This is a genomic window from Martinezella lusitana, assembly GCF_900094565.1.
Classification (GTDB): domain Bacteria; phylum Pseudomonadota; class Alphaproteobacteria; order Rhizobiales; family Rhizobiaceae; genus Rhizobium; species Rhizobium lusitanum.
In genome coordinates this window covers 17,844-39,358 of sequence record NZ_FMAF01000026.1, presented here as the reverse complement: position 1 = coordinate 39,358, position 21,515 = coordinate 17,844, and the positions used below count along the sequence as shown (strand labels likewise).

The window sequence follows — 21,515 nt, the reverse complement described above, 5'->3', positions numbered from 1 at the left end:
TGCTTACCACTCGACTTTCATCTTTTCGCCGCCGGAGGTGGAAGGGGCAGTCCCGCTGAAGAATTTCTCACGCCGCGCCTGCGCAAGGTCCTTGTCGGTCTGTTCGGTCTGGAGCCAGGTGCCCATCATCGTCATTTGCTGCGAGACGAGGCCGCGAAGCTTCTGAATCTGGGCGACCTGTTGCGCGGCGATCTCATGCCCGACCTGCAGGGCTTTCATCTGCCCGTCGGCGGTCTCGGACATGGACCGCAGCGAGGACATCGTGCCTTCCTCGCTATCGAATTGCTCGGCCGTCAGACTCGCCGCCTTCAGCGTGCTGGCGATCGTGTCCCGGTTCGTATCGGACCAGGACTGATAGGTGGTAGAAAACGACGAATTGTCTGGCAGGTTGGTTTTAAGGCTTGAGTAGCTCTGAAAACGTTGTTGCAACACATCATCCGCATTGCCCATGGAAAACGAGATGCTCTGGCCCTGGTCGACGATGCTGCGCAGCTGGTTGAGATCGCTTTCGACCTGCCCCCACATATGCGACGGAAGCGTCGCCGTGTTCTGGAGGAGGTTTTGGTAGATATTCAGCTGCGTTTCGATCTGTTGTGCGAGCTGGCTGATCTGGGTGAGCTGGTTCTGGATCTGCTCGCCGGACTTCCCGACCAAAGCGACCAGCTCGCCATTATTGAGGACCTGCGTCCACTCGGTGGCGGCACCCGTGGCAGTTCCAGCATTTGCGGGCACGACAGTGCCGGCCATCAATGCGACAGCCGCCAGGCCAGTGAGCAATTTATTCGAGGTTGAGCAGCGCTGCGGCATCCTGAACTCCTCTCGTTCGTAGCCAGTGGATCGGCCAGTCGCGGCCGTGTTTGGAACTGAGCGTGCGGATGCGCTTCAGGTCTTCCTTGCCGGATGCGCCAACGAAACTGAGCGCCACGGGGCCGAGCGACATGTCGAAGAGCCGCCTGCCTTCGGACGTTGCGACGTAATATTCTCGCTTAGGAATCGCATTCGAAACGATCTCGATCTGTCTCTCGTTGAAGCCAATCCGCTCATAGAACTCGCGGGTCCCAGGCTCACTTGCGGCGCCGTTCGGCAGGCAAATTTTCGTGGGGCAGGATTCCTTCAACACGTCGATGATGCCGGAACGCTCAGCATCGGAAATGGATTGCGTGGCCAATACCACCGCGCAGTTCGCCTTGCGCAGCACCTTCAGCCACTCTCGGATCTTGCTCCTGAAGACCGGATGGCCGAGCATCAGCCAGGCTTCGTCTAGGACGATGAGGCTCGGTGAGCCATCGAGGCGCTTTTCGATGCGGCGGAACAGATAGGTGAGAACAGGTACGAGGTTCCGCTCGCCCATGTTCATCAACTCTTCGATCTCAAAGGTCTGGAATGAGCCAAGCAACAGTCCGTCTTTCTCAGCATCGAGAAGCTGGCCCATGGGACCATCGACGGTGTAGTGATGGAGCGCGTCCTTGATCTCGCGCATCTGTACGCCGCTTACAAAGTCCGAGAGAGATCGGCCCGCTGCACTGGCCATCAAGCCAATCTGGCGAGAGACCGCATTGCGGTGGTCCGGGGTGATGGTCACGCCCTGCAGCGCGATCAACATCTCGATCCATTCCGCGGCCCATGCGCGATCACTGTCGCTGGAGAGGTCCGACAGCGGGCAGAAGGCCAGCGCCTTCGCCTCTTCTTGAGCGTCGCCACCGATCTCATAGTGATCACCTCCGGTGGCAAGGGTCAGCGGAAGGAGAGAGTTCCCCTTGTCAAAGGCGAAGATCTGGGCGCGTTCATAGCGCCGGAACTGCGCGGCGATTAGTGCAAGCAGCGTCGACTTGCCCGAACCGGTCGGCCCAAAAATGAGTGTGTGACCGACGTCGTCGACATGTAGGTTCAGCCGGAACGGCGTCGACCCGCTCGCCACCTGCATCAGTGGCGGTGAATTCGGCGGGTAGAACGGGCACGGCGCGACAGGGGAGCCCGACCAGACAGAGTTGAGCGGAATGAGATCGGCAAGGTTGCTGGTATTGATCAGCGGTTCGCGGATGTTGCAATACCAATTGCCCGGTAGGCTGCCGAGGTAGGCATCGGTGGCGTTGAGCGTTTCGATGCGCGCCCCGAAGCCCTCCGCCTGAATAAGTCTGCGGATGGACTCTGCCTTTTCCTGCAGTCCTTCACGATCGTGATCGAAGAGAACGATGACGGGCGTGTAATAGCCGTATGCGACCAACTGCGACGAAGCCTGGGCGATAGCCTCTTCTGTCTCGGCGACCATGTTCATGGCGTCCTGATCAAGCGAACGGCTCTGCGTCTGAAAAAGCTGGTCGAAGAATGGGCGCACCTTCTGCTGCCATTTCTTGCGGGTCCGCTCCAGTTTTTGTCTGGCCTCCTGCGCGTCGAGAAAAATGAAGCGCGACGACCAGCGGTAGGTTAGCGGCATGAGATCGAGGCTGTTGAGGATCCCCGGCCAGCTCTCGGCCGGCAGGCCGTCGATCGCGACGACACCGAGGAAGCGGCTTTCAACCTTTGAGGTCAGCCCATGTTCAAGCTCGGCGGTCGCGATCCAGTCGAGAAACATGGGCACATCCGGCAGCCGGATCGGATGGTTGTCACCAGTGATGCAGAAGCGAACGAATTGGAGCAGTTCGTCGTAGCGGGCAACCCGCGCCCCTCCCCTCTCGAGAGCCTCCCGCGTTTCCATGCGACGGATCGAAAGCGTATTGGCGAAATACTGCTCGATCTCGCGGACCGCGTTCTTGAAAATGAACAGCACCGTGTCGGCATAGGTCTTCTTGCGGCTCACCTCGTCCGAGTAGATGTATTTGCTGAGCGCCGTTTTTTTGGATTCGAGCGGCCGATAGGTCAGGATCAGCGCGTGTTTACTCTCGAAATGCCCCTGTTCGCGGGCGAAATGCGCCCGCCGCTCGGCGTCGATCGCGCGAGTTACAGGATCGGGAAAGTGACAACGATTATCCGACGGATAGTCGAATGTCGGGATGCGAACTGCCTCGACCTGGATCATCCAGCCGCTCCCGAGCCGCGAGAGGATTGTATTGATATGGCGCGACAGTTCGTTGCGATCGAGGGCCGTGGCGCTCTCTGAATCTGGTCCCGCAAAATACCAGGCGGCCATCAGGCTTCCGTCTTTCAACAGGAGAACACCATTGTCGACGAGGCCGGCATAGGGGACGAGATCAGCAAAGGATGGGTCGGGGGCCCGGAAGCGTTTGAGAGCGACCATGCGTTCCTCTCAATACCGGCGCCACGGCGAGGAGGTCGCCTTGTAGTAATGCTTGTACGAGATATGGCGGACATAGACCTGTCGCATGAGCGGATCGGCCTTTGCCATCATTCTCAAGAGCCCGACGATGACAATCCAGACGCCAACGCCGAAGAGCGCCGAATAGATCGTAAGAACGACGAAGATGAGGATGACTGCGGCCAAGCCGGTGATCAGCACCAGTTCCCGGTCCGCGCCCACCAGAAGGTTCGGGCGCGACAGCGCGCGGTGGATGCGGTTCCGCTGCAGACCGGACGCGGACTCAGCCATTTGTCACTCCTGCGCCTTGGAAGCCGTCCGAGGCGACCAGCTCCCTCGTCAGGCCAATTGAAGCTCCAGTCGCGCCGAACAGGCCCACAATGGTCGTGGCACCGAGCAGAATGCCGGCGACGAGAACCACGTATACAAGTCGCCGCGCGAAGTCGTTCAACTCCCCACCAAATATGAGCATGCCGCCGGCTATGGCGACAGCCGCAAGTGCGATGTATCCTGCGACAGGTCCGGTGATCGACTCTTGAATCTGCTGCAGTGGTCCTTCCCAGGGCAGTCCGCCACCGCCCGAACTGGCGAGTGCCGGATCAAGCGAAGCGAGAACTGTCGTTAGGACAGAGAATGTGACCTTGGCGAGCGAAGGCTTACGCGACATGACGGGCCTCCTCTTCCTCATCGAGTTGGTCTGAACCGATCTGGTATTGGCCCTCCGCGAACCGTTCGATGTGGATGACGTCTCGAACCCGTCGCCCGCGCGGTGTCCGTTCAATGGAGATGATGAGGTCGACTGCCTCACCGATAACCTCGTGCATCGGCTGCTGGCTTGCTTCTGCGGTCAATTGTTCAAAGCGGCGGAGGGCCGACATGGCGGTGTTCGAGTGAATTGTCGCAACGCCTCCGGGATGACCGGTGTTCCACGCCTTCAGCAGAGTCAACGCGGCACCGTCGCGGACTTCGCCGACGACAATCCTGTCGGGGCGCAGTCGCATCGTGCTCTTCAGCAATCGTGACATATCAACGGTATCGCTGGTATGCAGAAGAACGGCGTTCTCGGCCGAACAATGAATTTCGGCGGTATCTTCGAGGATCACCAAACGGTCTTCGGGGGCGAATTTGACGATCTCATCGATCAACGCGTTCGCAAGCGTCGTTTTGCCAGAACCGGCGCCCCCGGATACGATGATGTTTCGCCTTTTGGAAATCGCCTTTCGGATCATTAAGGCGTGGCATCCCGTCAGCGCGCCTGACCGCACATATTCTTCCAGCGGAATTAGGCGTGGGGCACGGCGGCGGATCGTAAAGGCTGGCTTGGCGACCGCTGGTGGTAAAAGGCCTTCGAAGCGGTGCCCACCTATCGGGAGCTCGCCGGAGATGATCGGTTGCTTCGTGTCTACCTGGGACTGAAGGAAATGCGCCACAATTCCGATCACCGTTTCCGCGGCGACGGGGGACATTTCGCCGGCCGCCGCAACGCCGTGAGCGAGGCGCTCAATAAAGAGCTTTCCGTCCGGATTGAGCATTATTTCGATCACATCCACGTCTTCCAATGCGGCGCACAGCTTATGGCCGAGCGCGTCTTGAAGTTTGCAGACAAGCCGGTGGTGAGAGCGGAGCTGGTTCATGGATTTCTCCTTTTCCGCTGCCCATCTGGGGAGATGAATTCAGAACGGTAACTGGATGGACGAAGCCTCAGGAATGTCTCGGCGTTCACCGGTAAGGTGCCCGCGACGGCAATTGTCTTGCCAATGTTCTTTGGTTCGCCCAATCGCGATAGGTGCCACCCAACGCGTGCAAGGATCCGCTCGAATCGAAGATCGGTCACCGTGACGAGCTCCGTGTACCCATTTGCGATGCACCATTCGATGATGCCTGCGAACATGGTCAAAGTGGCCTCGTGGACGAGGCCTCCTCCGCGAAGATCGACCAAGGTTGTGTCCACGCAAAAACGGGAGCTTTCGATCATACTTGGATGGGCGTTTAGGTGTCCATGCGTTAGCAGTGACGAAAAGACATGGGTCACCATCGTCGGACCCATGGCCGGCAGGAGTCTAGCGCATCCTGCCACACGAGCGCTGTCCGATACGGCGAGTATGTAAGTCGGCTGGAGAGCGTCGAAGACGTCCGCTTCCCGGCCGTCAAGAACACCGACCTCCCAACCCAACCGATTTGAAAACACTTGAGCTCGAAGTCGATGATGTGCTTCGAGAAGGTGCTGTGCAGGAAGCCCATGTCTGGTCGATATCGCAACAACCTTCATACTGATCTCCGTCGCTTAAATTTATCGACAAAGATCAGCACGGATTAGAATGGCTGGGCAGTTGTAGAATCCTACAAGGTATTTTGGTGAGTCGCGCGCGGTTTTGGGCGACAACGCGCTGATCTGATCTCGCGTGTTATTCCCTTAGTTGTAGGAATCACCAGTGAACAAATATGCAACGAACGTTGTGACTCGGAGCGGTAACAGATTGGATTTGCAAGGGAAATACAGATGGCGGCGTTAACCATAGGTCAAGGGGCGTCCCGGCTATTAACAGTTTATTAGCCGCATTTTCCTTGCCGGCCCGCGAGAATCGGACATAATAACGGTTCAGTGGCAATATCGGGCCGAAAACCGTTATCTGAAAGATTTCTGACAATGAACGCTAATTCGATGGCTTCGCTTAAGATGCCGATGCACTTTGAAGATCAAATCCTAGAACAGGGTGATTTGATCTCGAAAAAGCTGCACCTACTTAGCGTACAACGATTCCCGCCCAACGCGAAAAAGACATTGCGAAGCTTCTCGCTGGCGGAGGTCGCGACCTATGTCGGCGTATCGCAGAGCACATTGAAAAAGCTGCATCTGGACGGAAAGGGCCCCTCCCCTCAAACATCGTCCTCCGGTCGTCGCTCCTACACCGCCGAACAGATGTTGGAACTGCGTCAATATCTGGATACGCACGGTCGATCCGACAACCGCATGTATGTTCCCCACCGGCGCGGCGGTGAAAAGCTGCAGGTGCTTGCTGTAGTCAACTTCAAAGGGGGCTCGGGGAAAACCACGACCGCCGCGCATTTAGCGCAGTACCTGGCATTGACGGGGCATCGCGTCCTTGCCGTAGACCTCGACCCTCAAGCATCCCTTTCGTCTCTGCACGGCTTCCAACCGGAGCTCGATCAGATCGCGTCCATCTATGATGCCATTCGCTATGATGGTGCGAGAAAGCCGATCTCGGAGATCATCCAGACCACTAATTTTCCTGGATTGGACATTGTCCCTGCAAACCTCGATTTGCAGGAGTATGAATATGACACGCCGCTTGCGATGTCTGATAAGTCTTCTAATGAAGGCAAAACGTTTTTCACCCGCATATCGCGGGCTTTGGCTGAGGTCGACGATCGTTATGATGTCGTCGTCGTCGACTGTCCACCGCAGCTCGGATATTTGACGCTGACCGCACTGACCGCAGCTACAAGTGTTCTGATAACAATCCATCCGCAGATGCTCGACGTGATGTCGATGGGTCAGTTCCTTCTGATGCTTGGTGGAATCCTAAAGCCGATCCGTGCCGCTGGTGCGGAAGTGAACCTCTCCTGGTACAGATACTTGATTACGCGCTACGAGCCGACCGATGTTCCGCAAGCCCAGATGGTCGGCTTTATGTCCACGATGTTCAACGAGTTCATACTAAAGAACCAGATGGTGAAGTCGACGGCGGTTTCAGATGCCGGAATTACCAAGCAAACTCTGTACGAAGTCGATCGGGCATCCATGAATAGAGGCACGTATGACCGTGCGATGGAATCGTTGGATGCAGTGAATGCTGAAATTGCCGGCCTCGTTCACGAGTCATGGGGACGTCGATTTGTCAGCTGACAAAAACGAACGTTTTATGCGGAAAAACAAGCAGCTAACGGCTGCTCGGAGCAAATGAGATGGCACGGAAAAATCTGCTCGAGGGACTTGCTGACCTGCATGAAGATAGCGGCACGGCACCTGCATATCCAATGCGAGGCGCAGGCAAATCTCTCGTGCGTTCGCTGGACGAGCTGGCAAAGCAGGCTGACAAATATCTCGAAGGCGAGGCAATTATCGAACTTGATCCGGCACAAATTGAAGGCTCCTTCGTAAAGGATCGGATATCAGACGACGACGGCGAGTATCAAGATCTGCTAGAGGCAATTAGGGTACGTGGGCAGGATACGCCTATTCTCGTGCGGCCCCATACAAAGGTCGATGGTCTTTATCAGGTTGTCTTCGGCCACAGACGGGTAAGGGCAGCAAGGGACCTCGGCAGAAAAGTCCGGGCTATTGTCAAGGCAATCGACGACCGTTCCCATGTCATTGCTCAAGGGCAGGAAAATTCCGCGCGCGCGAATCTCTCTTTTATCGAAAGGGCGTTATTTGCCAAGCGCCTGGATGATCTTGGTTACGGCCGAGAGGTGATTTCCTTGGCATTGTCCGCGAATGCGGCTTCGGTCTCGAAGATGATGACGGTGGCAGAGCGCATCTCGGCTAACGTCATAGAAAAAATCGGGTCGGCTCCCGGTGTGGGCCGAGAGCGCTGGATAGAGCTTTCACTTCTAGTCGGAAAATTCGCCAATAGCGGCAAAGTGTCAGAAGTTTTGAGCACGGACGGCTTCGACGCATTGCCGTCCGATGAACGCTTTTCATCTCTGTACAAGGCGCTCAACAGAACAGCGCGGCCCGTGAGGAAGGCGGAGGTTTCGACTCAAAAGGCGAAGTGGCAGCCCCGGGACAAGGCAGTGCAGGCCGAAATCAAGAATACGGGCAAAGCTTTCTCGCTCTCGATGAAGGCGAAGAATGCTGGCCGTTTCGGAGAATATCTTTCCCGCAATTTGGATGCGCTCTACGAGCAATTCCTGAAGGAGGGAAGCAAAGGAGACTGAAGCCGCAAAAGAAAAAGGCCCCCAAACGACCAAGTCGTGGAAGCCCTTCTCGTATTCCCTAAGCAAGATTGAGAATCGCATTTCCACGAATCCCTGTCAAGAGTCGTAACCGTCGATTTGGCGGGCGGATCTCTTTTGCCTCAATTAAGGTGAGAGAAAAAATGCAGATTGGAAGTGTGACGACGCCCTTCGGGCGGCGGCCGATATCGCTTGCCCAGGTAAGAGGGCAAATGAAAACGGCTGAGATGCGGCCAGGTAAGACGGCCGACAAATGGAAGATCTTTCGCGATGCCTCGGAGGCGAGGGCAGTGCTCGGCATTCAGGACCGCGCCCTTGCCGTTCTTGATGCGCTCTTGACCTTCTATCCCGACAATGAGCTTTCGGAAGAGCGCGGCCTGGTGGTGTTCCCATCAAATGAACAGCTTTCCGTTCGAGCGCATGGTATTGCTGGCACGACATTGCGCCGCCACCTTGCTGCACTCGTCGATGCTGGACTGATCCAGCGCAAAGACAGTGCTAATGGCAAACGATACGCCCGAAAGGACAATGGCGGCCAGATCGAAGATGCGTTCGGCTTCAGCCTCGCGCCGCTGCTTGCTCGCGCCGAAGAGCTTGCGCAGCTCGCACAGCAGATAGCAGCCGAGCGCCGGCACTTCCGCAGCGCCAAGGAAGCACTGACGATCTGCCGTCGTGACGTTCGTAAGCTGCTGACGGCTGCGATAGAAGAGGGCGCTTCTGGCGATTGGGAAAAGCTGGAGGGCTACTACGTGCAGCTGCTCGCAGGCATCCCCCGCTCCCCAACCCTCAAAGATATTGAATCCGTCCTCGACGAAATGCGAATGTTGCGTGAAGAGATCATCAACCAACTGGAATTTCAGGAAGATTCTCAAAAAACAGATACCAATGATGTCCAAATTGGACGTCACATACAGAATTCAAAACCCGAATCCAGCAATGAATTTGAACCTCGCTCTGAAACAGAGCAGGGGGCGAAATCGAACCCAGACATTGGGCGAATGCGAGAGCCGATAAAGGCTTTTCCACTGGGAATGGTCTTGCAGGCCTGCCCTGAGATTTCGAATTACGGGCCGGGCGGGGCGGTCGGGAGTTGGCGCGATCTCATGTCAGCCGCGGTGGTCGTGCGATCGATGCTGGCCGTCAGTCCGAGTGCCTACCAGAATGCCTGTGAGGCACTCGGTGCCGAGAATGCTGCGGCCGTGATGGCCTGCATCCTCGAAAGGGCAGGGCACATCAACAATGCGGGCGGTTATTTGCGTGACCTCACCCGCAAGGCAGAACGCGGAGAGTTTTCACTTGGGCCGATGTTGATGGCGCTGATGCGAACGAATGGTTCGCCAGGCCGGAGAGCATCATGAGCTGCAAAAAGCTGATGCTGTTTGGAGACCGCAGCAAGGTGAGATCCTGGCTTGTGGTCTCCCGAGTATCGCCGATAAGCTATCAATCTAAAGTGGGGTCGCTGAAAACAGCATATTCGAAGGGCCGTAACCTCGGATGCAAAGAGCTGTGTAGCCTTCTGAACGAAATCATCCGGACATCCGCGCCGGCGGAACAACGGCGCTGGAGACGCTGCTTTCGGCCGCGGGGTTCGCGGAGTGGTTTATTGATCGCAAGTTACGATCGGCTGCTTGTCGGCTGTCAGTTGTTAAGCCTGTACGGCGATCCACCGTTTTGTCGACATCCCTACATTTGCACGCGCGAACCCAAAGATATCCAGCGTCGACAGCTCTTTTTACCGCAACTCGGACAACAGCCGAAGAACTCGTGTTCGAAATTCATCAATGCGACCGTACGTGCCGATAACATCATGAGTCTTGCTATTGCACCAAGATGGGGTTTGAGGGCTATGCTAGTCTCATAGACGTTCCGCTTCTGGATGTGACACCCTTCGACCGGGCCAAGAAGTTGGGCGCTGCGCCTTTGGCACAGGCCGAGATCTCGCAATTTAAGAGCAGGTGGCCCCGAGGCGCTTTTGAGCCCGTTGCCGCCGCTCCGGTCAATTGGCCTCAGAGCGGTCTGACGTTTTCCGCCTTTAACTTGCCGGTCTTCCGATCCTGACCGAGATCGTAGGAAACGGACTGTCCCTCTCTGAGATAATCGCCATATTGCAGGGCGGTGACATGCACGAAAACGTCGCCTCCTCCGCTTTCCGGCGTGATGAAACCAAAGCCTTTATCGGCGTTGAAGAACTTAACCTTGCCAGTTGGCATAACAATCCTCGTGTCTTCGCAGTTTAGGCAGCAAACTAACGACCAGCCACAGCAAGAATCAAGCCAGTCTGCTTCCGCCGAGTGATGTCGCGCTCTTTGGATAGAGTGGACGAAAGGCCGTGCCCCAGCCGTTGTTTCTATCACTCTGGCTCCGGCAGGTTTAAGGTGTAACGCGTATGTCGGCGTTCACCGCTGCGGTTCATTGCCCCCTTCTCCACCATATCATGAAGGTCTCGAGTCGCCGTTGCCCGGGAAGCCCCTGTGATCGAGATGTAATTTTCCGCGCTCAGGCCACCTTTGAAGCCTTCAATCCCTTCGCGGAACATGCGGGAGATCGCCTTGGCGATTGTTGAACTGGTCGCGGAACCGTTCATAGAACTTTGCCTTGCGGATATAAAACGCAACGCGCGTGAGAGTCGTCTGCTGCGCATCGAGAATGGTTTGCAAGAAGTAGAGTAGATGAGCCTTTCGATTATATCGAGCTTACGCTGATTTGTTTCGAGCTCTCCGTAATAAGCCTTGCGGCTCCTTTTGATCGTATATGCAAGCGAGATCAGGCTCGGTTGCCCGATGTTTTGCGCGAGCGACTTTTGAGGGCCGAACAAGCAGCCCAGCAGGTCGCCGCGCTGAAGAAAGATCGTGACGAGCCGGCATACCATCATGCGGGTTCGAGACGAGAAACCACCTCGGTCGTTGGCAGAAGGAACAATGATGACCGGCTACACCATTGAACCGGACGGGCGTCAGGTGGAGGAGGAAATCCACCTTGGCGGGGTTGGCCGAACAGGTCGTGGCAAGCACGGATTGGAAGGAGATCTCCGCCGGGAAAGGAAGCTCGCGGGGCAAAAAGCGCGGGCGCTCCCTTATGAATCAGCTAGTCAAGGACGAACTAACCCGAAGCGATGTGCCTCGTCCAACAGCGCCCTAACGGAAGAGGGCTGCCACCTCCTGCCACCACGCGCCGGCCGTTCCCCCATCTGATCCAGTTGCGCGGCAATGTCGCGCAGCGACAAACTGGGGTCGGCGATGGTGATCGCGGCGACCAACTTCATCAAATGATCTTCGGGCGCGCGGCGCGGTGAGCGGGCCAGCAGCTCTGGCTCTGCAAGCTTCTCACGAACCATCCGATGCACCGCGCGGCGTAATCGTTGGACCGTCCAGTGATGACCGCGACGGTTAAGGACGCGCACGACGTTGTCCCAACTATGCTGTGGCCTGAGCTGCCTCACGGTCGGCAGCCAGGTCTGTGCCGACGAAATCAGTTCGTCGAGATAAAGTTTCTCGCGTGCTTTCGACACCGCCTTGATCGCCTCCGGTCGGCGCTCGCGCAGACCGGGATTTCCGGGAAGCTTCCCTCTGGCTTTCGCAGCCTTGATGCCAGCTTTGGTTCGTTCGGCGATCAGGGCGCGCTCAAGCTGGGCGACGGCGCCGAGCACCTGCAAGGAAAACATTCCCTGCGGCGTGGACGTATCGATCGGATCGCGCAGCGAGCGGAAATGAACTCCGCGCTTTTCGAGGTCTTCAATCACGTGAAGCAGATGGCTGACTGATCGGGCCAAGCGATCGAGACGAACGACGACTAGCACGTCGCCAGAGGTGAGATCCTTCAGCACTTTGGTGAGCACCGGTCTTGTGCGGGATAACCCGGATCCGTGCTCCTGATGAATGCGATCGCAGCCGGCGGCGCGCAACTCATCGACCTGGGCATCGTTGAGCTGATCGTCAGTCGAAACCCGGGCGTATCCGATCAGCCGGGGCCGCGGAGAGGGGGAGCTGGCGATTGCAACCTGGGGCATTCGTTCTGGCTCTTTTTTGATGGCCTTTGTACAGATAATGAATGCATGAGAAAATGGGGATTTGCAAGCGTGTTTTATGACAAAAATGGGAGGCGATAGAGAGCGTTCTATGACGTGAGGCAGGCATCGACCCATCGCCGCCCGAGAACGCACGTCAGCGGGCATCTATGGCGAAAACGCAGGGAAATCGGCTATTTCGGAAGAGGTCGCTCCGGCTCCGGCTTTTTGATGAGGTTCTGACGCCGAGAGGCGGTCGGGGAGGGGAAGAGCTCGACCGGTTCAGCACGCGTTATTTCCGCTCAATCAGGCAGAATTTCCAGCGACCCAAAATGAAAAGCCCTCAAGGGGCCCGGATTTGCGGCTTTTCCGCCAATTCTCACGGACAAATACGCTATCTCTTGCCGCCAAAAACCATCACCTATCGATACGCAGTACTTATCGGAAGTGATTGCCCATCCACGGCGCCGTCCCGAGTGACGGAAGCAATGGCTTAAATAGCTTCTGTTCTGGAAAAGAACAACGTTAATTCATATGGGTAACGAGATGGAAACGGCCAACATTCCCGGATAAAAGGGTAAGTGGGGCAGATTCGGTGGCGGTGCTGGTTCGTTGGGCAACGGTGGTGCTGCAACCGGACTGAAGTGACCCCGTGTTCACGCCCTAGCGAGAATGATTGCCGGCAGGGGCGGAACCGGTTGGCCGACGTTGCCGATGCCAAGCCGGTCACCGAGATAGTGGTAAAAGGATAGCCCGAGCTTTTGGCAGGTCTTCATCAGACCGAGCATGGTATCGCGTGCAACACGACCATCGCGGCTCATCGTGCCGCCGGAGATCTTCCGCTTCGTCACAAAGCTCCGCAAAGCATTTTCGGATGCATTGGTGTGTAGCGGAATCTCGGGATGATCGAGAACTTTCAGCAACTCGCTCTTCCGTCGATGCAGCCGCTCAAGCAGCTTGTCGAGCGCCTCATAGCCGGTGCGCAGGCCGAAGATTCGGTCGAACCGTCGTCTGAAGGCCGGAACGGCCCGCGGGGAAGGGGTCTGCTTGTAGGCTTTCAGCGCCTTGTAGAAGCGCCAGACGAGATCGCGGACCATGGTGAGCGACCGCTCCTCCTTGGCGGTTCCTGGCATCAGCTTTTGCAGAAGACGTTCGGCATGAACCCAGCACAGCGCGTGATTGCCGACGCGGAACTGGCCGGCGTCGTCGGACACGATCACCGTATTGCCCATCAGGCCGTGGTGACGAATAGAACCCCACAGGCCGGCCTCGGCAAGCGTGCCGATCTCCTGCCGGTCGAAGATGTCGATACCCTTTTCGGCCAGATGCGCCATGAATGGGACCTGGTTGCAGAAGCGCTGTGGTTCAAAAGCGCGAAGTACGGCAGTTATGGACGCATCCGCACGGCGTTCTTTCAGGTAATCGAACGCGGCATCGTTGAGCACGTAATCCTGGTAGCCACCGCGCAGCAGCGACAGGAAATTCAGGCGGGACTTCGATTTTGTGGTGCGAAAGACAGTAAAATTCGGGCCGCCGATGTGTGTGGCGTAACACGGATTATGGGAATGCCACGCGCCGGTGTCGTCGACGGTGACATAAGACGACGACACCAGGCCGGCATGCAACACCGCGGCATCCTCGGCGACAAAGCCATCCAGCTGCCGGGTCAAAAGCCGTAAAATCTGGCGTTTTGAGATGTCGATACCGATGTCGTTCAGCAAAGTCGTCAGGCGCGCGGTCGTCACCTGCCCTTGTGTATGCAGCATCAGGCAAAGTCGCCTGAGGTTGATGCCGTAGCCACCTACGGTTCCCATAGGCAAGGGTGCCAGCACCGTCTTTCCATCCGGCGTCACCCAGCATTCACGACGGTAATGCACGAGCTCGGCCTTGAGCACCAGGTCGCGAACATAGACGCTTCTGTATCCCTTGAAGCGCGAGCCGGCCGGAGCATTGGTGCGCACGATCTCTTCCCGGCTGACCCGTTTCACATCGAGCTTCGGGCCGCGCGGTTTCTTCTTGCTCGCCTGTTTGTCGCCGGATTTGATATCGGTTGCCTTGTCCATGCCGGACGGTCGAAACGGCGGGCGCGGCGGCAGGTTCTTCAGTCGAGCGATCTCATCGCGCAGCAGTTGGTTCTCGACTTTAAGCCGGGTGTTTTCCAAGCGAAGGGCGGCGTTTTCCTCGCGCAGCTGGATGTTGTCGGCCTCAAGCTTCGCGAGCCGGGCTTCCGCCTGCTGCGACCGCTCCAACAGACCGGACACCAGACTGCGCAACGCATTCAGCGACAGCGTGCCGGCATGCTCGGGGGAGGGGAGCCGTTTCGTCATGGCAGAATCGAATCATGATTTGCCCCGGCAGGAGAATCCCCAGGCTATCAATCAATTCTCAAAACGCTGGGTTATGCACACTTCTATGCTCGCTCACCGAAACGCTGCCACCGATTTTGCCCCACGTACTAAAAGGGGTACGTGGGTGTCGCTTTTAGCTAAGAATTTCATTGATATGCAGATGGTAGGGAGGGGAGGTTCCGGGCGTGGGGAGTTGTGTAGCCTCGATGGTTTCTGGAACGATCAGATTTTGTACCGCCTCTGACCAGATAAGTATTGCTCTATCGGGATCACAAGGCCTCCTAAGTGGCGCGGCAGGGCGTAACGAGGCGAGATAAGACGCCACGTTGCGCCCGTTTGCGCGCCAATTATACCAGTGATTTCGGCGCTTAAACGGCCGCATTTCGACGTTTTTGGCGCCCTCCCTCTGCATGTCGCGGGCTATGGCTTTGGCCACCTCGCGGTCGCTGAAAGTGAGGCCGATCGGCTTTCCGTTCTGATAAATTTCATGCATGTCAGGTCCTTTCTAAGGGCGGAATGCCCGACGCGTGGAAAATATAAGATGAGTTACATTTGTCGCCGTCCCTGATTCAGCGTCCGAACCTGCTCCTCAAGATGCTCGGTTGCCGTCGTCGCGGCTCATGCGGTCGCGTTGCAGACCGGCGGCCATCAACTCCCATGAGGACGGTGGCTTGGCGGCTCCGGCACTAGCTCGGTGATGAAAGAAAGATGCGCCGTTTCCATTGGCTGCGCCACCACTTAGCAATTCCGATTTTCATCCCAATCGGCGGTGGAACATGCACTTTTCATCGCCGCGCCCATCAAAGGACGGTACCGAAAGTTCTTTACCATTGAACTGCGTCAGCGCGAGCAGGGCGGTCTTGGCGTCAAGCTCGAGGTGCATCGGACAACTGCGCACGGCCACGGGTACGTGAAGAAAAACCAAGGGAAGCAAGCGAATTGACCCTGTTGCAGTTACCGGTTGCACTCGATAATCTGCCCCCAACTTGGGTTGGGGAAGATCATGAAACGGATGATACTGGCGGCTGCAGCCGCCCTTTTTGCGACCGGCGCCAATGCTATGATGGCCCAGGATTTGGCGCGCGACTGCAAGAGCAGCATCACACTTGCCGGAAATTACGTCATGGGCTTCATGGAGAAATGGCGCGAGGATGAGATTGTATTCGATAGCGTCGTTAAGATGGGCATGAAGGACGAGCAAATGCTCGGGATCGCTCGGGAGAGCATTCTCGGGAAATTCTGCATCCCGAAGGGCGCCAATGTCGCCCGCGCCATCGTGATTGGCTGCGACTGGGTGACGACGCATCCCGAGAAGGGAACCTGGCCGGCCGAGCGTTCGTTGATGGCTCCCTATAAAGCTGCATGGCCTTGCGACCAATGACCAAGACCGCGACTATCCAATCCCATGTGAGCGTAAATTCCGTGATCTGGATCACGTCCCTGCATGAGAGCGAGCACGGGGTGACCCTCCGCGTCCTCGAAGATTTGGAACCCTTGTTGCAGGCCAACCAGATCTTCTTCATGAAATTTGAGCCGAAGAGCGCCGCTGATCTTCTGGGATTCTTGGATTATGTGGCGAAGGTGGTTGAAGACGGCCTGCTGCCGATCATCCATTTCGATACCCATGGCGATGAGGACATGGGTATTCATATCGTCGCCTCGAACGAGGATTGCAGCTGGGCCGAGATCACAGAGAGACTGCGCGCGATCAACATAGCCACGGCCAATAACCTGTGCGTCATCTCGCTGGCCTGTTTCAGCTTTCATCTCGTGAAAGAAATTCATGTCACGACCCGCGCGCCATTCTACATATTGGCCGCGCCCCAAAACAAAGTTACGGCAGGCGATGCGGAGGATTCTGTGGTCCGGTTTTACCGGCACGTCTTCGAGAAGAGCGAGCTTATCGGTGCGTTCCGAGCAGTCCTGAAAGACAAGCTGCTCCTCATGCATAGCGAGGAGCTGCTGTTCACGTCGCTAGTGCGTTACGTCCGTGCATTTTGCATGGGCAAGGGCGTTCAGAAGAGGGTTGATGAGCACCTCACCGAGGCACGGAATCTGGGCTACCTGACCAATGGTTCGGATATCGCGTCCTTCCGCAAGGCGGTCAAAGCCAATCTTTTGGCAGACCAGTCGCTTGTTGACCGATTTGTGGAGATGTTCCTGCTTGGCCGTCCGGTCGGCTATGACATCGAGGCCGTGAAGAAGGCCGCACGGGCTCTGCCAGATCCCTACGCGGACGGGAAGCGGAAGCGGCCGACCGTGGCCGATAGCATTAAGGGCATGACGCTGCCGCCATTGAAGTGACGACGCGCCCGCTCGATTTATTCCGCGCCAGGGTTGTATAGGCACGATTCGTAAAGGTTGAGAGAGTACAGATGACTGTCGCGAATTTGTTCGGCGGGGGCTTCATGTATCAGCTTATTCTTACCGTCATCCTCGTAATCGTTGAAGTCCTTCGGTACTCGCCGAAGGTTCGCTGGGCGGTCGCAATCATTTCCATTTTGACCATTGCCGGAAGCTTCTATGTCGTCTTCTATTTGGCAACAAGCCACGTGTTCGTGCAAGGCTATGAATATAAGCCGCACGACCTTCAGCCGGGCATCACTATAGGGGTCGTCTTCGCCCTGTTCATGCTCGTGATGGTCGCTTTCAGCGTGATCGACCGTGATAAGCTCAAGGCAATCGTAGATCGTGACAGCGACGACCAGCTTCTCAGGGCGTGGGCATCCAGCTTCACTCCCTTGCTCGACGCGCAGTCTGGAGGCGCGGGCGGCGATGCCAAGATGGCGCCGCAAACCGAAAGCGCTGCCAAGTCCGACGACGACATTATTCAGGGCATCAAAGCGAACCTCCGTCAGCTGATCGAATACTACATCATGAACAAAAGTCAGGCGCGCAGGAGTTACACTGCCAGCCTGACCGCCATCGTTGCCGGTTTCGGGACGATCATTGGGGGTACGTGGTGGGCGTTCTCCTCGGGCCGAAGCGATGGGACGGCATATATCGTTCCCTTAGCGGGTGTACTGCTTCAATTCATCGGCGGAGGCTATTTCTATCTCTATAACCGAAGCCTGATTCAGCTTAATTTCTTCTTCTCCCGTCTGGCGCAAATGCAGGACACGCTTTTGGCAATCCATCTTGCCGAGTCCTTGCCAGAGGGAAAGGAAAGGGCGAAGGCCGTGGACAGGCTGATATTCATTGTAGCGGAACGCAGCACGACCGCGCCCGCTTACCTTCCGGACCCAGCGGCAAAGAAGCCAGCGGCAAGGCGCACCAGAACGCAACCCGAGCCAGCCGCCGAGTAGCGCGACCGACTACGCGTAATGCTTGCCAGCGTGATGAAGCTGCACGTCGCACCTTTGCATAAGCGCGGCACGCCTTTGACGACGCCGACCACTGCTCTCCCTCGATCGAGCGAGCCGACATTGATGTTCGATCTTGAAATCGTTTTGGCAAAGAGACGTTTCAGTGAAATCGTTAGCGGAAAATCGCCCTTCATTTATCGGCTAAACCTAACAGACATATGAAGTTTTCCCATTTGAAATAACAAAGTAGAAGCCACACTTTTCGAGCCGGCATTGAGTTGGCGCGTCTCGACGAGCGCATCGCCCGCTCCGCGGTCGGACAGGGGTGGATCGAACGGTCGCACTTTGCCGACGCCTGCGCCTCGCTGTGGATCGACGGCGAACTTGTTCACCTCGAAGACCTCGTCCTCCACGACGACACCCGCGATATTCGCACACCCACCCATGAACTGACAATCGCCCGCGACGCGTTGCGCACCCGGCGACGCATTGCCGCGCAACCACCGGTCTGGGCACTGTCGCCCGACGGCATTCGCACGCTCAGGCAAACCTCGGATGTGACATCGGTCAGGGCCGATGATGCTGAGTCGGGCGCCGCCGCCAAGCGGCCTGTCGCTGTCGAGCCGATAGGGGAGGGGGACGATGCTGACGACGCCAAAGATCTGCCTGGCGTCGATTATGCCGCCATTGATGCGCTGCTGGCCCGGTCCGAGGCGGCGATCGAGAACGCACGGTCCGGACGGGCCGGCGCGCAAGAAAAAGATCCCATGATCTACGATCTCGATTGGGACGAGGACGCGCGGCTGGGCGAGTGGCGCAACGTGTTGCGGCAGACCGATGATCTGCCGGCGGTGCTGCAGGCGATTGTCGCCCTCGATGCCTGGAACGAGATTGCGGTGCTGCAGCACGCGCCCTGGCTTGGACGACTGTTGGCCGCCTCGATCCTCCGCCAGGCCGGTGTCACCACGGCCGCACATCTCGCAGCCATCAATCTCGGACTAAAAACCATTCCCGTCGATCGGCGCCGACATCGCGATCGAGAAACCCGGCTGCTCGCCATCGCCCATGGACTGGTCGCGGCCGCCGAGATCGGGCTGAAAGAGCATGATCGGCTGACGCTGGTGAAAACGATGATGGACCGAAAACTGGACGGGCGCCGGACGTCGTCAAAACTGCCGGAGCTGGTCGAGCTGGTGATGGCGAAACCGCTGGTGTCGGCTAAGATGGTCGTAACGACGCTGGGCGTCACGCCGCAGGCGGCGCGGCGGATCGTTGGCGAGCTCGGATTGCGCGAGATGACGGGGCGGGGGAGGTTTCGCGCCTGGAGCGTCCTGTGAATTAGCCGAATACATTCTTCTAGCTTGACCATGTTAATTTTTTCCTCCACAAATGAGGTAGAGAACATTAACATGAGTAGGCGGCATGGAAAATATCAGCCCAAAGACAATCACTGATCCTGAGATTGGCGACCTTTACCTTGCTCGTCTGGAACTTGAGCGTGAGAAATTGATCGCGGCAGGTCATCACGCACTTGCTGCTGCTGCGACTGCCTCACCACTGCATCCCACCAATGCCGCCGGCATGTTCGCGTATATGGACGGAGTGAAGGGCCTTCGAGCCGAAAACCTCGGTGGAAATTGGGAGATCTTTAGCGAGGAAGGTGTGGAAGGCATCCGCAATGACGTCCTCAAGCTTCGAGTTCTCTTTGTAAATGTCAATCAAGCCTGCCGCAAAGCGGATCCTAGAGCGCGGTCTCGAAAAGGCGCTGGCTCCGAGCGCGTGGCTTGTGGCGATATGTTTGAAGCTGCCGGTATCGACCTCCCTATCAGCGTGGTCAAGTTTCATGGAGACCACAAAACATATTACCTGATGGTCGATCAGTTTGGCGCAATGGAACTCAGCTTACCTGTGGTGAAGAATGGCCAATTCCTTCGCTGTATCGATCGCGTATTTTTGATTGAGGGTGGCGATCTGGACGCGGTCGATTTTGGCATCAATGAACCGACCAACGATCCGGATCTGGATATCGTCGTCAGTCGAAAATAAAGCCGAACAATCATGTTCAATGGAAAGAGACTCAGCCTCGCCAGGAAAAGGCAGAAGCTGACAGCGAAGGAACTCGCAGAAAAGGCCGGCGTATCGCCGGTCACAATCACGCGGCTTGAAACCGGTCAGAACCAGGCGGATTCTGGAACACTTGAGAAGCTCGCAGAGGTTCTCGGTTATCCCGTGCAGTTTTTCTTCAAGGAGGACCCCGCACTCCTTTCAGCAGAAATCGTCAGCTTTCGCAGCCTGTCGAGCATGACCGCGAAAGAACGAAACGCTGCCCTTTCGGCCGGCGATAACGGGGTCGAAGTCTATGAGTGGCTTGAAAATCGATACAATCTACCGGCGTTGGATTTGCCGCATTTCGACCCGGAATTGACACCTGAAGCTGCCGCCGATGCTCTCCGCCAGCACTGGGGCCTCAGTTACCAACCCATCGCAAACATGATGAAACTGATGGAGGCCAAAGGCATCCGCGTCCTGGGGCTAGAAGAAACCACCGCAAATGTCGATGCATTCTCGTTCTGGCAAAATGACAAAGCGTATGTGTTTCTGAATTCGTTCAAATCGGCGGAGCGTAGTATTTTTGATGCGGCTCACGAACTGGGCCATTTGGTCCTGCACAGGCATGGCCAAACCTCAGGCGCGGACGAAGATACACGCACGGCCGAGGTGGAGGCAAACCGCTTCGCTTCCGCCTTTCTAATGCCGGAGGAAGACGTCAGGGTCAGAATGCCCCGTCTTATAACGGCTGATCTCATTTTACGGGCGAAGAAAAGGTGGCGCGTCTCGGCAATGGCGCTGGCATACCGACTGGCACATCTTACCAGACCCATGCTCTCCGAATGGCAATACCGTTCCATATGTATCGAGCTTGGGAAACGCGGTTATCGCACGAGCGAGCCTGATGGCATCCCCAGGGAAACGTCTGTGCTATGGGGGAAGGTTTTATCCCAGCTTTGGGCGGAGCGGAAAAGTCTCGTGGACGTTGCCGATGAGCTATCGCTTCCAATGACTGAGGTCGAACGACTTTTATTTTGTATTCTGCCCCAGCACGGTACCGACAATGAGGGTGGTGAAGTCCGACGCTCAAAGCTCAGTATCGTGAAATAGACGTCAAGATTGAGTGGACGCGATGACCAGGGATCACACGAGTCATGGCAAATGGTCCGAAGCTGGGGTGCCCAAAAAGGGATGGTCATGTGTCGGGATCGAGGATTTGGGTGAGCCTTCCCAGCTTTGCGAAATGTGCGAAAGCGTCACCATCCGCTACGTCCATTATATGGAGCACGGCCAGACCACGGAAGCATTGGCCGTTGACTGCGTCTGTGCCGAACATATGGAAGAGGACTATGTCCGTCCGAAAGAACGGGAGAGGGGATTAAGGAGCCTCGCCAAACGCCGTAGGACATGGGCCGAGCGCTCATGGAAACGTTCGGCCAAGGGCAATGATTACATCAACACCGAAGGGTATAATCTGACGGTATTCCCTAAAAATGCAGGCTTTGGCGTGGTGGTGACGAACCGCAAGAACGGTGCGACCCGCAGCGGCAACAAGGAATTCGCATCCGTGGAAGAGGCAAGGGCAGGGGCGTTGAGCGCGCTGGTCTGGGCCAAGACGCATTTGCAGTCAGAGTGAG

The 21,515-nt window shown here is 56.9% G+C and carries 19 protein-coding genes and 3 pseudogenes; 11 read left to right on the top strand and 11 right to left on the bottom strand.

The features are described from left to right. Nucleotides 1-3: 3 nt before the first annotated feature. Genes trbJ through traI form a run of 6 tightly spaced genes read right to left on the bottom strand, consistent with a single transcriptional unit; the run spans nucleotide 4 to nucleotide 5,522 of the window. Complete coding sequence (gene trbJ, locus GA0061101_RS30540) at nucleotides 4-807, bottom strand: P-type conjugative transfer protein TrbJ (RefSeq protein WP_004119852.1); 804 nt, start codon at nucleotides 805-807, stop codon at nucleotides 4-6. Continuing rightward, nucleotides 779-3,235, bottom strand: a complete 2,457-nt coding sequence (locus GA0061101_RS30535; protein ID WP_004119853.1) for a conjugal transfer protein TrbE — start codon at nucleotides 3,233-3,235, stop codon at nucleotides 779-781. Before GA0061101_RS30535 ends, trbJ begins: the two co-directional genes overlap by 29 nt. Nucleotides 3,236-3,244: 9 nt before the next feature. After that, entirely contained in the window at nucleotides 3,245-3,544 is a 300-nt protein-coding gene (locus GA0061101_RS30530) for a conjugal transfer protein TrbD (protein WP_004119854.1), read from the bottom strand. Beyond that, a complete protein-coding gene (locus GA0061101_RS30525; RefSeq protein WP_004119857.1) occupies nucleotides 3,537-3,920 on the bottom strand; it encodes a TrbC/VirB2 family protein in 384 nt (127 codons plus the stop codon). The genes GA0061101_RS30530 and GA0061101_RS30525 overlap by 8 nt, the downstream gene beginning before the upstream one ends. Beyond that, nucleotides 3,910-4,887, bottom strand: a complete 978-nt coding sequence (trbB, locus tag GA0061101_RS30520) for a P-type conjugative transfer ATPase TrbB (protein WP_004119858.1) — start codon at nucleotides 4,885-4,887, stop codon at nucleotides 3,910-3,912. The genes GA0061101_RS30525 and trbB overlap by 11 nt, the downstream gene beginning before the upstream one ends. After that, nucleotides 4,884-5,522 (bottom strand): acyl-homoserine-lactone synthase, encoded by a 639-nt coding sequence (traI, locus tag GA0061101_RS30515; RefSeq protein WP_004119859.1) that lies wholly within the window; start codon nucleotides 5,520-5,522, stop codon nucleotides 4,884-4,886. Before traI ends, trbB begins: the two co-directional genes overlap by 4 nt. 378 nt (nucleotides 5,523-5,900) lie before the next feature. Between traI and repA the strand changes: the two genes are divergently transcribed. The 4 genes and pseudogenes from repA (at nucleotide 5,901) to GA0061101_RS40405 (ending at nucleotide 10,231) form a co-directional block, all read left to right on the top strand. Continuing rightward, nucleotides 5,901-7,121: a plasmid partitioning protein RepA gene (repA, locus tag GA0061101_RS30510; RefSeq protein WP_028755142.1), complete on the top strand. Its 1,221-nt coding sequence runs from the start codon at nucleotides 5,901-5,903 to the stop codon at nucleotides 7,119-7,121. A 59-nt stretch (nucleotides 7,122-7,180) separates the two neighbouring features. Beyond that, nucleotides 7,181-8,155, top strand: a complete 975-nt coding sequence (repB, locus tag GA0061101_RS30505) for a plasmid partitioning protein RepB (protein ID WP_004119861.1) — start codon at nucleotides 7,181-7,183, stop codon at nucleotides 8,153-8,155. 161 nt (nucleotides 8,156-8,316) lie between these two features. Continuing rightward, a complete protein-coding gene (gene repC, locus GA0061101_RS30500) occupies nucleotides 8,317-9,531 on the top strand; it encodes a plasmid replication protein RepC (RefSeq protein ID WP_004119862.1) in 1,215 nt (404 codons plus the stop codon). A 114-nt stretch (nucleotides 9,532-9,645) separates the two neighbouring features. Further along, nucleotides 9,646-10,231: pseudogene (locus GA0061101_RS40405) on the top strand (GNAT family N-acetyltransferase). Here the strand turns inward: GA0061101_RS40405 and GA0061101_RS30490 are convergent. The 5 genes and pseudogenes from GA0061101_RS30490 to GA0061101_RS38975 all read right to left on the bottom strand — a co-directional run bounded on the left by GA0061101_RS30490 (nucleotide 10,180) and on the right by GA0061101_RS38975 (nucleotide 15,017). After that, the gene (locus GA0061101_RS30490) at nucleotides 10,180-10,383 is read right to left on the bottom strand and encodes a cold-shock protein (RefSeq protein ID WP_004119863.1); all 204 of its coding nucleotides are present in this window, start codon (nucleotides 10,381-10,383) and stop codon (nucleotides 10,180-10,182) included. The pseudogene GA0061101_RS40405 and the gene GA0061101_RS30490 overlap by 52 nt on opposite strands. A 140-nt stretch (nucleotides 10,384-10,523) precedes the next feature. Beyond that, nucleotides 10,524-10,976, bottom strand: a pseudogene (locus GA0061101_RS30485) (Fic family protein); the annotation flags it as partial. 285 nt (nucleotides 10,977-11,261) lie between these two features. Next, nucleotides 11,262-12,179 carry a recombinase family protein gene (locus GA0061101_RS30480; RefSeq protein ID WP_004119867.1) on the bottom strand — a complete coding sequence of 306 codons (918 nt, stop codon included), beginning with the start codon at nucleotides 12,177-12,179 and terminating at the stop codon, nucleotides 11,262-11,264. A 653-nt stretch (nucleotides 12,180-12,832) separates the two neighbouring features. Further along, nucleotides 12,833-14,503, bottom strand: a complete 1,671-nt coding sequence (locus GA0061101_RS30470; RefSeq protein WP_028755408.1) for an IS66 family transposase — start codon at nucleotides 14,501-14,503, stop codon at nucleotides 12,833-12,835. Nucleotides 14,504-14,657: 154 nt separating this feature from the next. Continuing rightward, nucleotides 14,658-15,017, bottom strand: coding sequence for a hypothetical protein (locus tag GA0061101_RS38975; RefSeq protein ID WP_028755196.1), 360 nt, complete (start codon nucleotides 15,015-15,017; stop codon nucleotides 14,658-14,660). Between the two features lie 510 nt (nucleotides 15,018-15,527). Here GA0061101_RS38975 and GA0061101_RS30455 point away from each other — a divergent pair. The 7 genes and pseudogenes from GA0061101_RS30455 to GA0061101_RS30420 all read left to right on the top strand — a co-directional run bounded on the left by GA0061101_RS30455 (nucleotide 15,528) and on the right by GA0061101_RS30420 (nucleotide 21,514). Beyond that, a complete protein-coding gene (locus tag GA0061101_RS30455; protein WP_004119872.1) occupies nucleotides 15,528-15,905 on the top strand; it encodes a Rap1a/Tai family immunity protein in 378 nt (125 codons plus the stop codon). After that, nucleotides 15,902-16,828, top strand: a complete 927-nt coding sequence (locus GA0061101_RS30450; RefSeq protein WP_004119873.1) for a hypothetical protein — start codon at nucleotides 15,902-15,904, stop codon at nucleotides 16,826-16,828. The genes GA0061101_RS30455 and GA0061101_RS30450 overlap by 4 nt, the downstream gene beginning before the upstream one ends. A 71-nt stretch (nucleotides 16,829-16,899) precedes the next feature. Continuing rightward, on the top strand, nucleotides 16,900-17,829 hold the full coding sequence (locus GA0061101_RS30445) for a TRADD-N-associated membrane domain-containing protein (protein WP_004119876.1): 930 nt from the start codon (nucleotides 16,900-16,902) through the stop codon (nucleotides 17,827-17,829). Nucleotides 17,830-18,089: 260 nt separating this feature from the next. Then, nucleotides 18,090-19,166 (top strand): annotated as a pseudogene (locus GA0061101_RS30435) (RHE_PE00001 family protein); the annotation flags it as partial. Between the two features lie 85 nt (nucleotides 19,167-19,251). Next, nucleotides 19,252-19,875 (top strand): hypothetical protein, encoded by a 624-nt coding sequence (locus GA0061101_RS30430; protein ID WP_004119881.1) that lies wholly within the window; start codon nucleotides 19,252-19,254, stop codon nucleotides 19,873-19,875. A 12-nt stretch (nucleotides 19,876-19,887) separates the two neighbouring features. Beyond that, a complete protein-coding gene (locus GA0061101_RS30425) occupies nucleotides 19,888-20,988 on the top strand; it encodes a helix-turn-helix domain-containing protein (RefSeq protein ID WP_004119883.1) in 1,101 nt (366 codons plus the stop codon). Between the two features lie 22 nt (nucleotides 20,989-21,010). Further along, nucleotides 21,011-21,514 carry a hypothetical protein gene (locus tag GA0061101_RS30420; protein ID WP_004119886.1) on the top strand — a complete coding sequence of 168 codons (504 nt, stop codon included), beginning with the start codon at nucleotides 21,011-21,013 and terminating at the stop codon, nucleotides 21,512-21,514. The last annotated feature ends 1 nt before the right edge of the window (nucleotide 21,515 follow it).

What these genes read in the sequence shown, in the direction of transcription:
- trbJ (WP_004119852.1), bottom strand. Translation starts at nt 807, where the DNA reads ATGCCGCAGCGCTGCTCAACCTCGAATAAATTGCTCACTGGCCTGGCG.
- GA0061101_RS30535 (WP_004119853.1), bottom strand. Translation starts at nt 3,235, where the DNA reads ATGGTCGCTCTCAAACGCTTCCGGGCCCCCGACCCATCCTTTGCTGAT.
- GA0061101_RS30530 (WP_004119854.1), bottom strand. Translation starts at nt 3,544, where the DNA reads ATGGCTGAGTCCGCGTCCGGTCTGCAGCGGAACCGCATCCACCGCGCG.
- GA0061101_RS30525 (WP_004119857.1), bottom strand. Translation starts at nt 3,920, where the DNA reads ATGTCGCGTAAGCCTTCGCTCGCCAAGGTCACATTCTCTGTCCTAACG.
- trbB (WP_004119858.1), bottom strand. Translation starts at nt 4,887, where the DNA reads ATGAACCAGCTCCGCTCTCACCACCGGCTTGTCTGCAAACTTCAAGAC.
- traI (WP_004119859.1), bottom strand. Translation starts at nt 5,522, where the DNA reads ATGAAGGTTGTTGCGATATCGACCAGACATGGGCTTCCTGCACAGCAC.
- repA (WP_028755142.1), top strand. Translation starts at nt 5,901, where the DNA reads ATGAACGCTAATTCGATGGCTTCGCTTAAGATGCCGATGCACTTTGAA.
- repB (WP_004119861.1), top strand. Translation starts at nt 7,181, where the DNA reads ATGGCACGGAAAAATCTGCTCGAGGGACTTGCTGACCTGCATGAAGAT.
- repC (WP_004119862.1), top strand. Translation starts at nt 8,317, where the DNA reads ATGCAGATTGGAAGTGTGACGACGCCCTTCGGGCGGCGGCCGATATCG.
- GA0061101_RS30490 (WP_004119863.1), bottom strand. Translation starts at nt 10,383, where the DNA reads ATGCCAACTGGCAAGGTTAAGTTCTTCAACGCCGATAAAGGCTTTGGT.
- GA0061101_RS30480 (WP_004119867.1), bottom strand. Translation starts at nt 12,179, where the DNA reads ATGCCCCAGGTTGCAATCGCCAGCTCCCCCTCTCCGCGGCCCCGGCTG.
- GA0061101_RS30470 (WP_028755408.1), bottom strand. Translation starts at nt 14,503, where the DNA reads ATGACGAAACGGCTCCCCTCCCCCGAGCATGCCGGCACGCTGTCGCTG.
- GA0061101_RS38975 (WP_028755196.1), bottom strand. Translation starts at nt 15,017, where the DNA reads ATGCATGAAATTTATCAGAACGGAAAGCCGATCGGCCTCACTTTCAGC.
- GA0061101_RS30455 (WP_004119872.1), top strand. Translation starts at nt 15,528, where the DNA reads ATGAAACGGATGATACTGGCGGCTGCAGCCGCCCTTTTTGCGACCGGC.
- GA0061101_RS30450 (WP_004119873.1), top strand. Translation starts at nt 15,902, where the DNA reads ATGACCAAGACCGCGACTATCCAATCCCATGTGAGCGTAAATTCCGTG.
- GA0061101_RS30445 (WP_004119876.1), top strand. Translation starts at nt 16,900, where the DNA reads ATGACTGTCGCGAATTTGTTCGGCGGGGGCTTCATGTATCAGCTTATT.
- GA0061101_RS30430 (WP_004119881.1), top strand. Translation starts at nt 19,252, where the DNA reads ATGGAAAATATCAGCCCAAAGACAATCACTGATCCTGAGATTGGCGAC.
- GA0061101_RS30425 (WP_004119883.1), top strand. Translation starts at nt 19,888, where the DNA reads ATGTTCAATGGAAAGAGACTCAGCCTCGCCAGGAAAAGGCAGAAGCTG.
- GA0061101_RS30420 (WP_004119886.1), top strand. Translation starts at nt 21,011, where the DNA reads ATGACCAGGGATCACACGAGTCATGGCAAATGGTCCGAAGCTGGGGTG.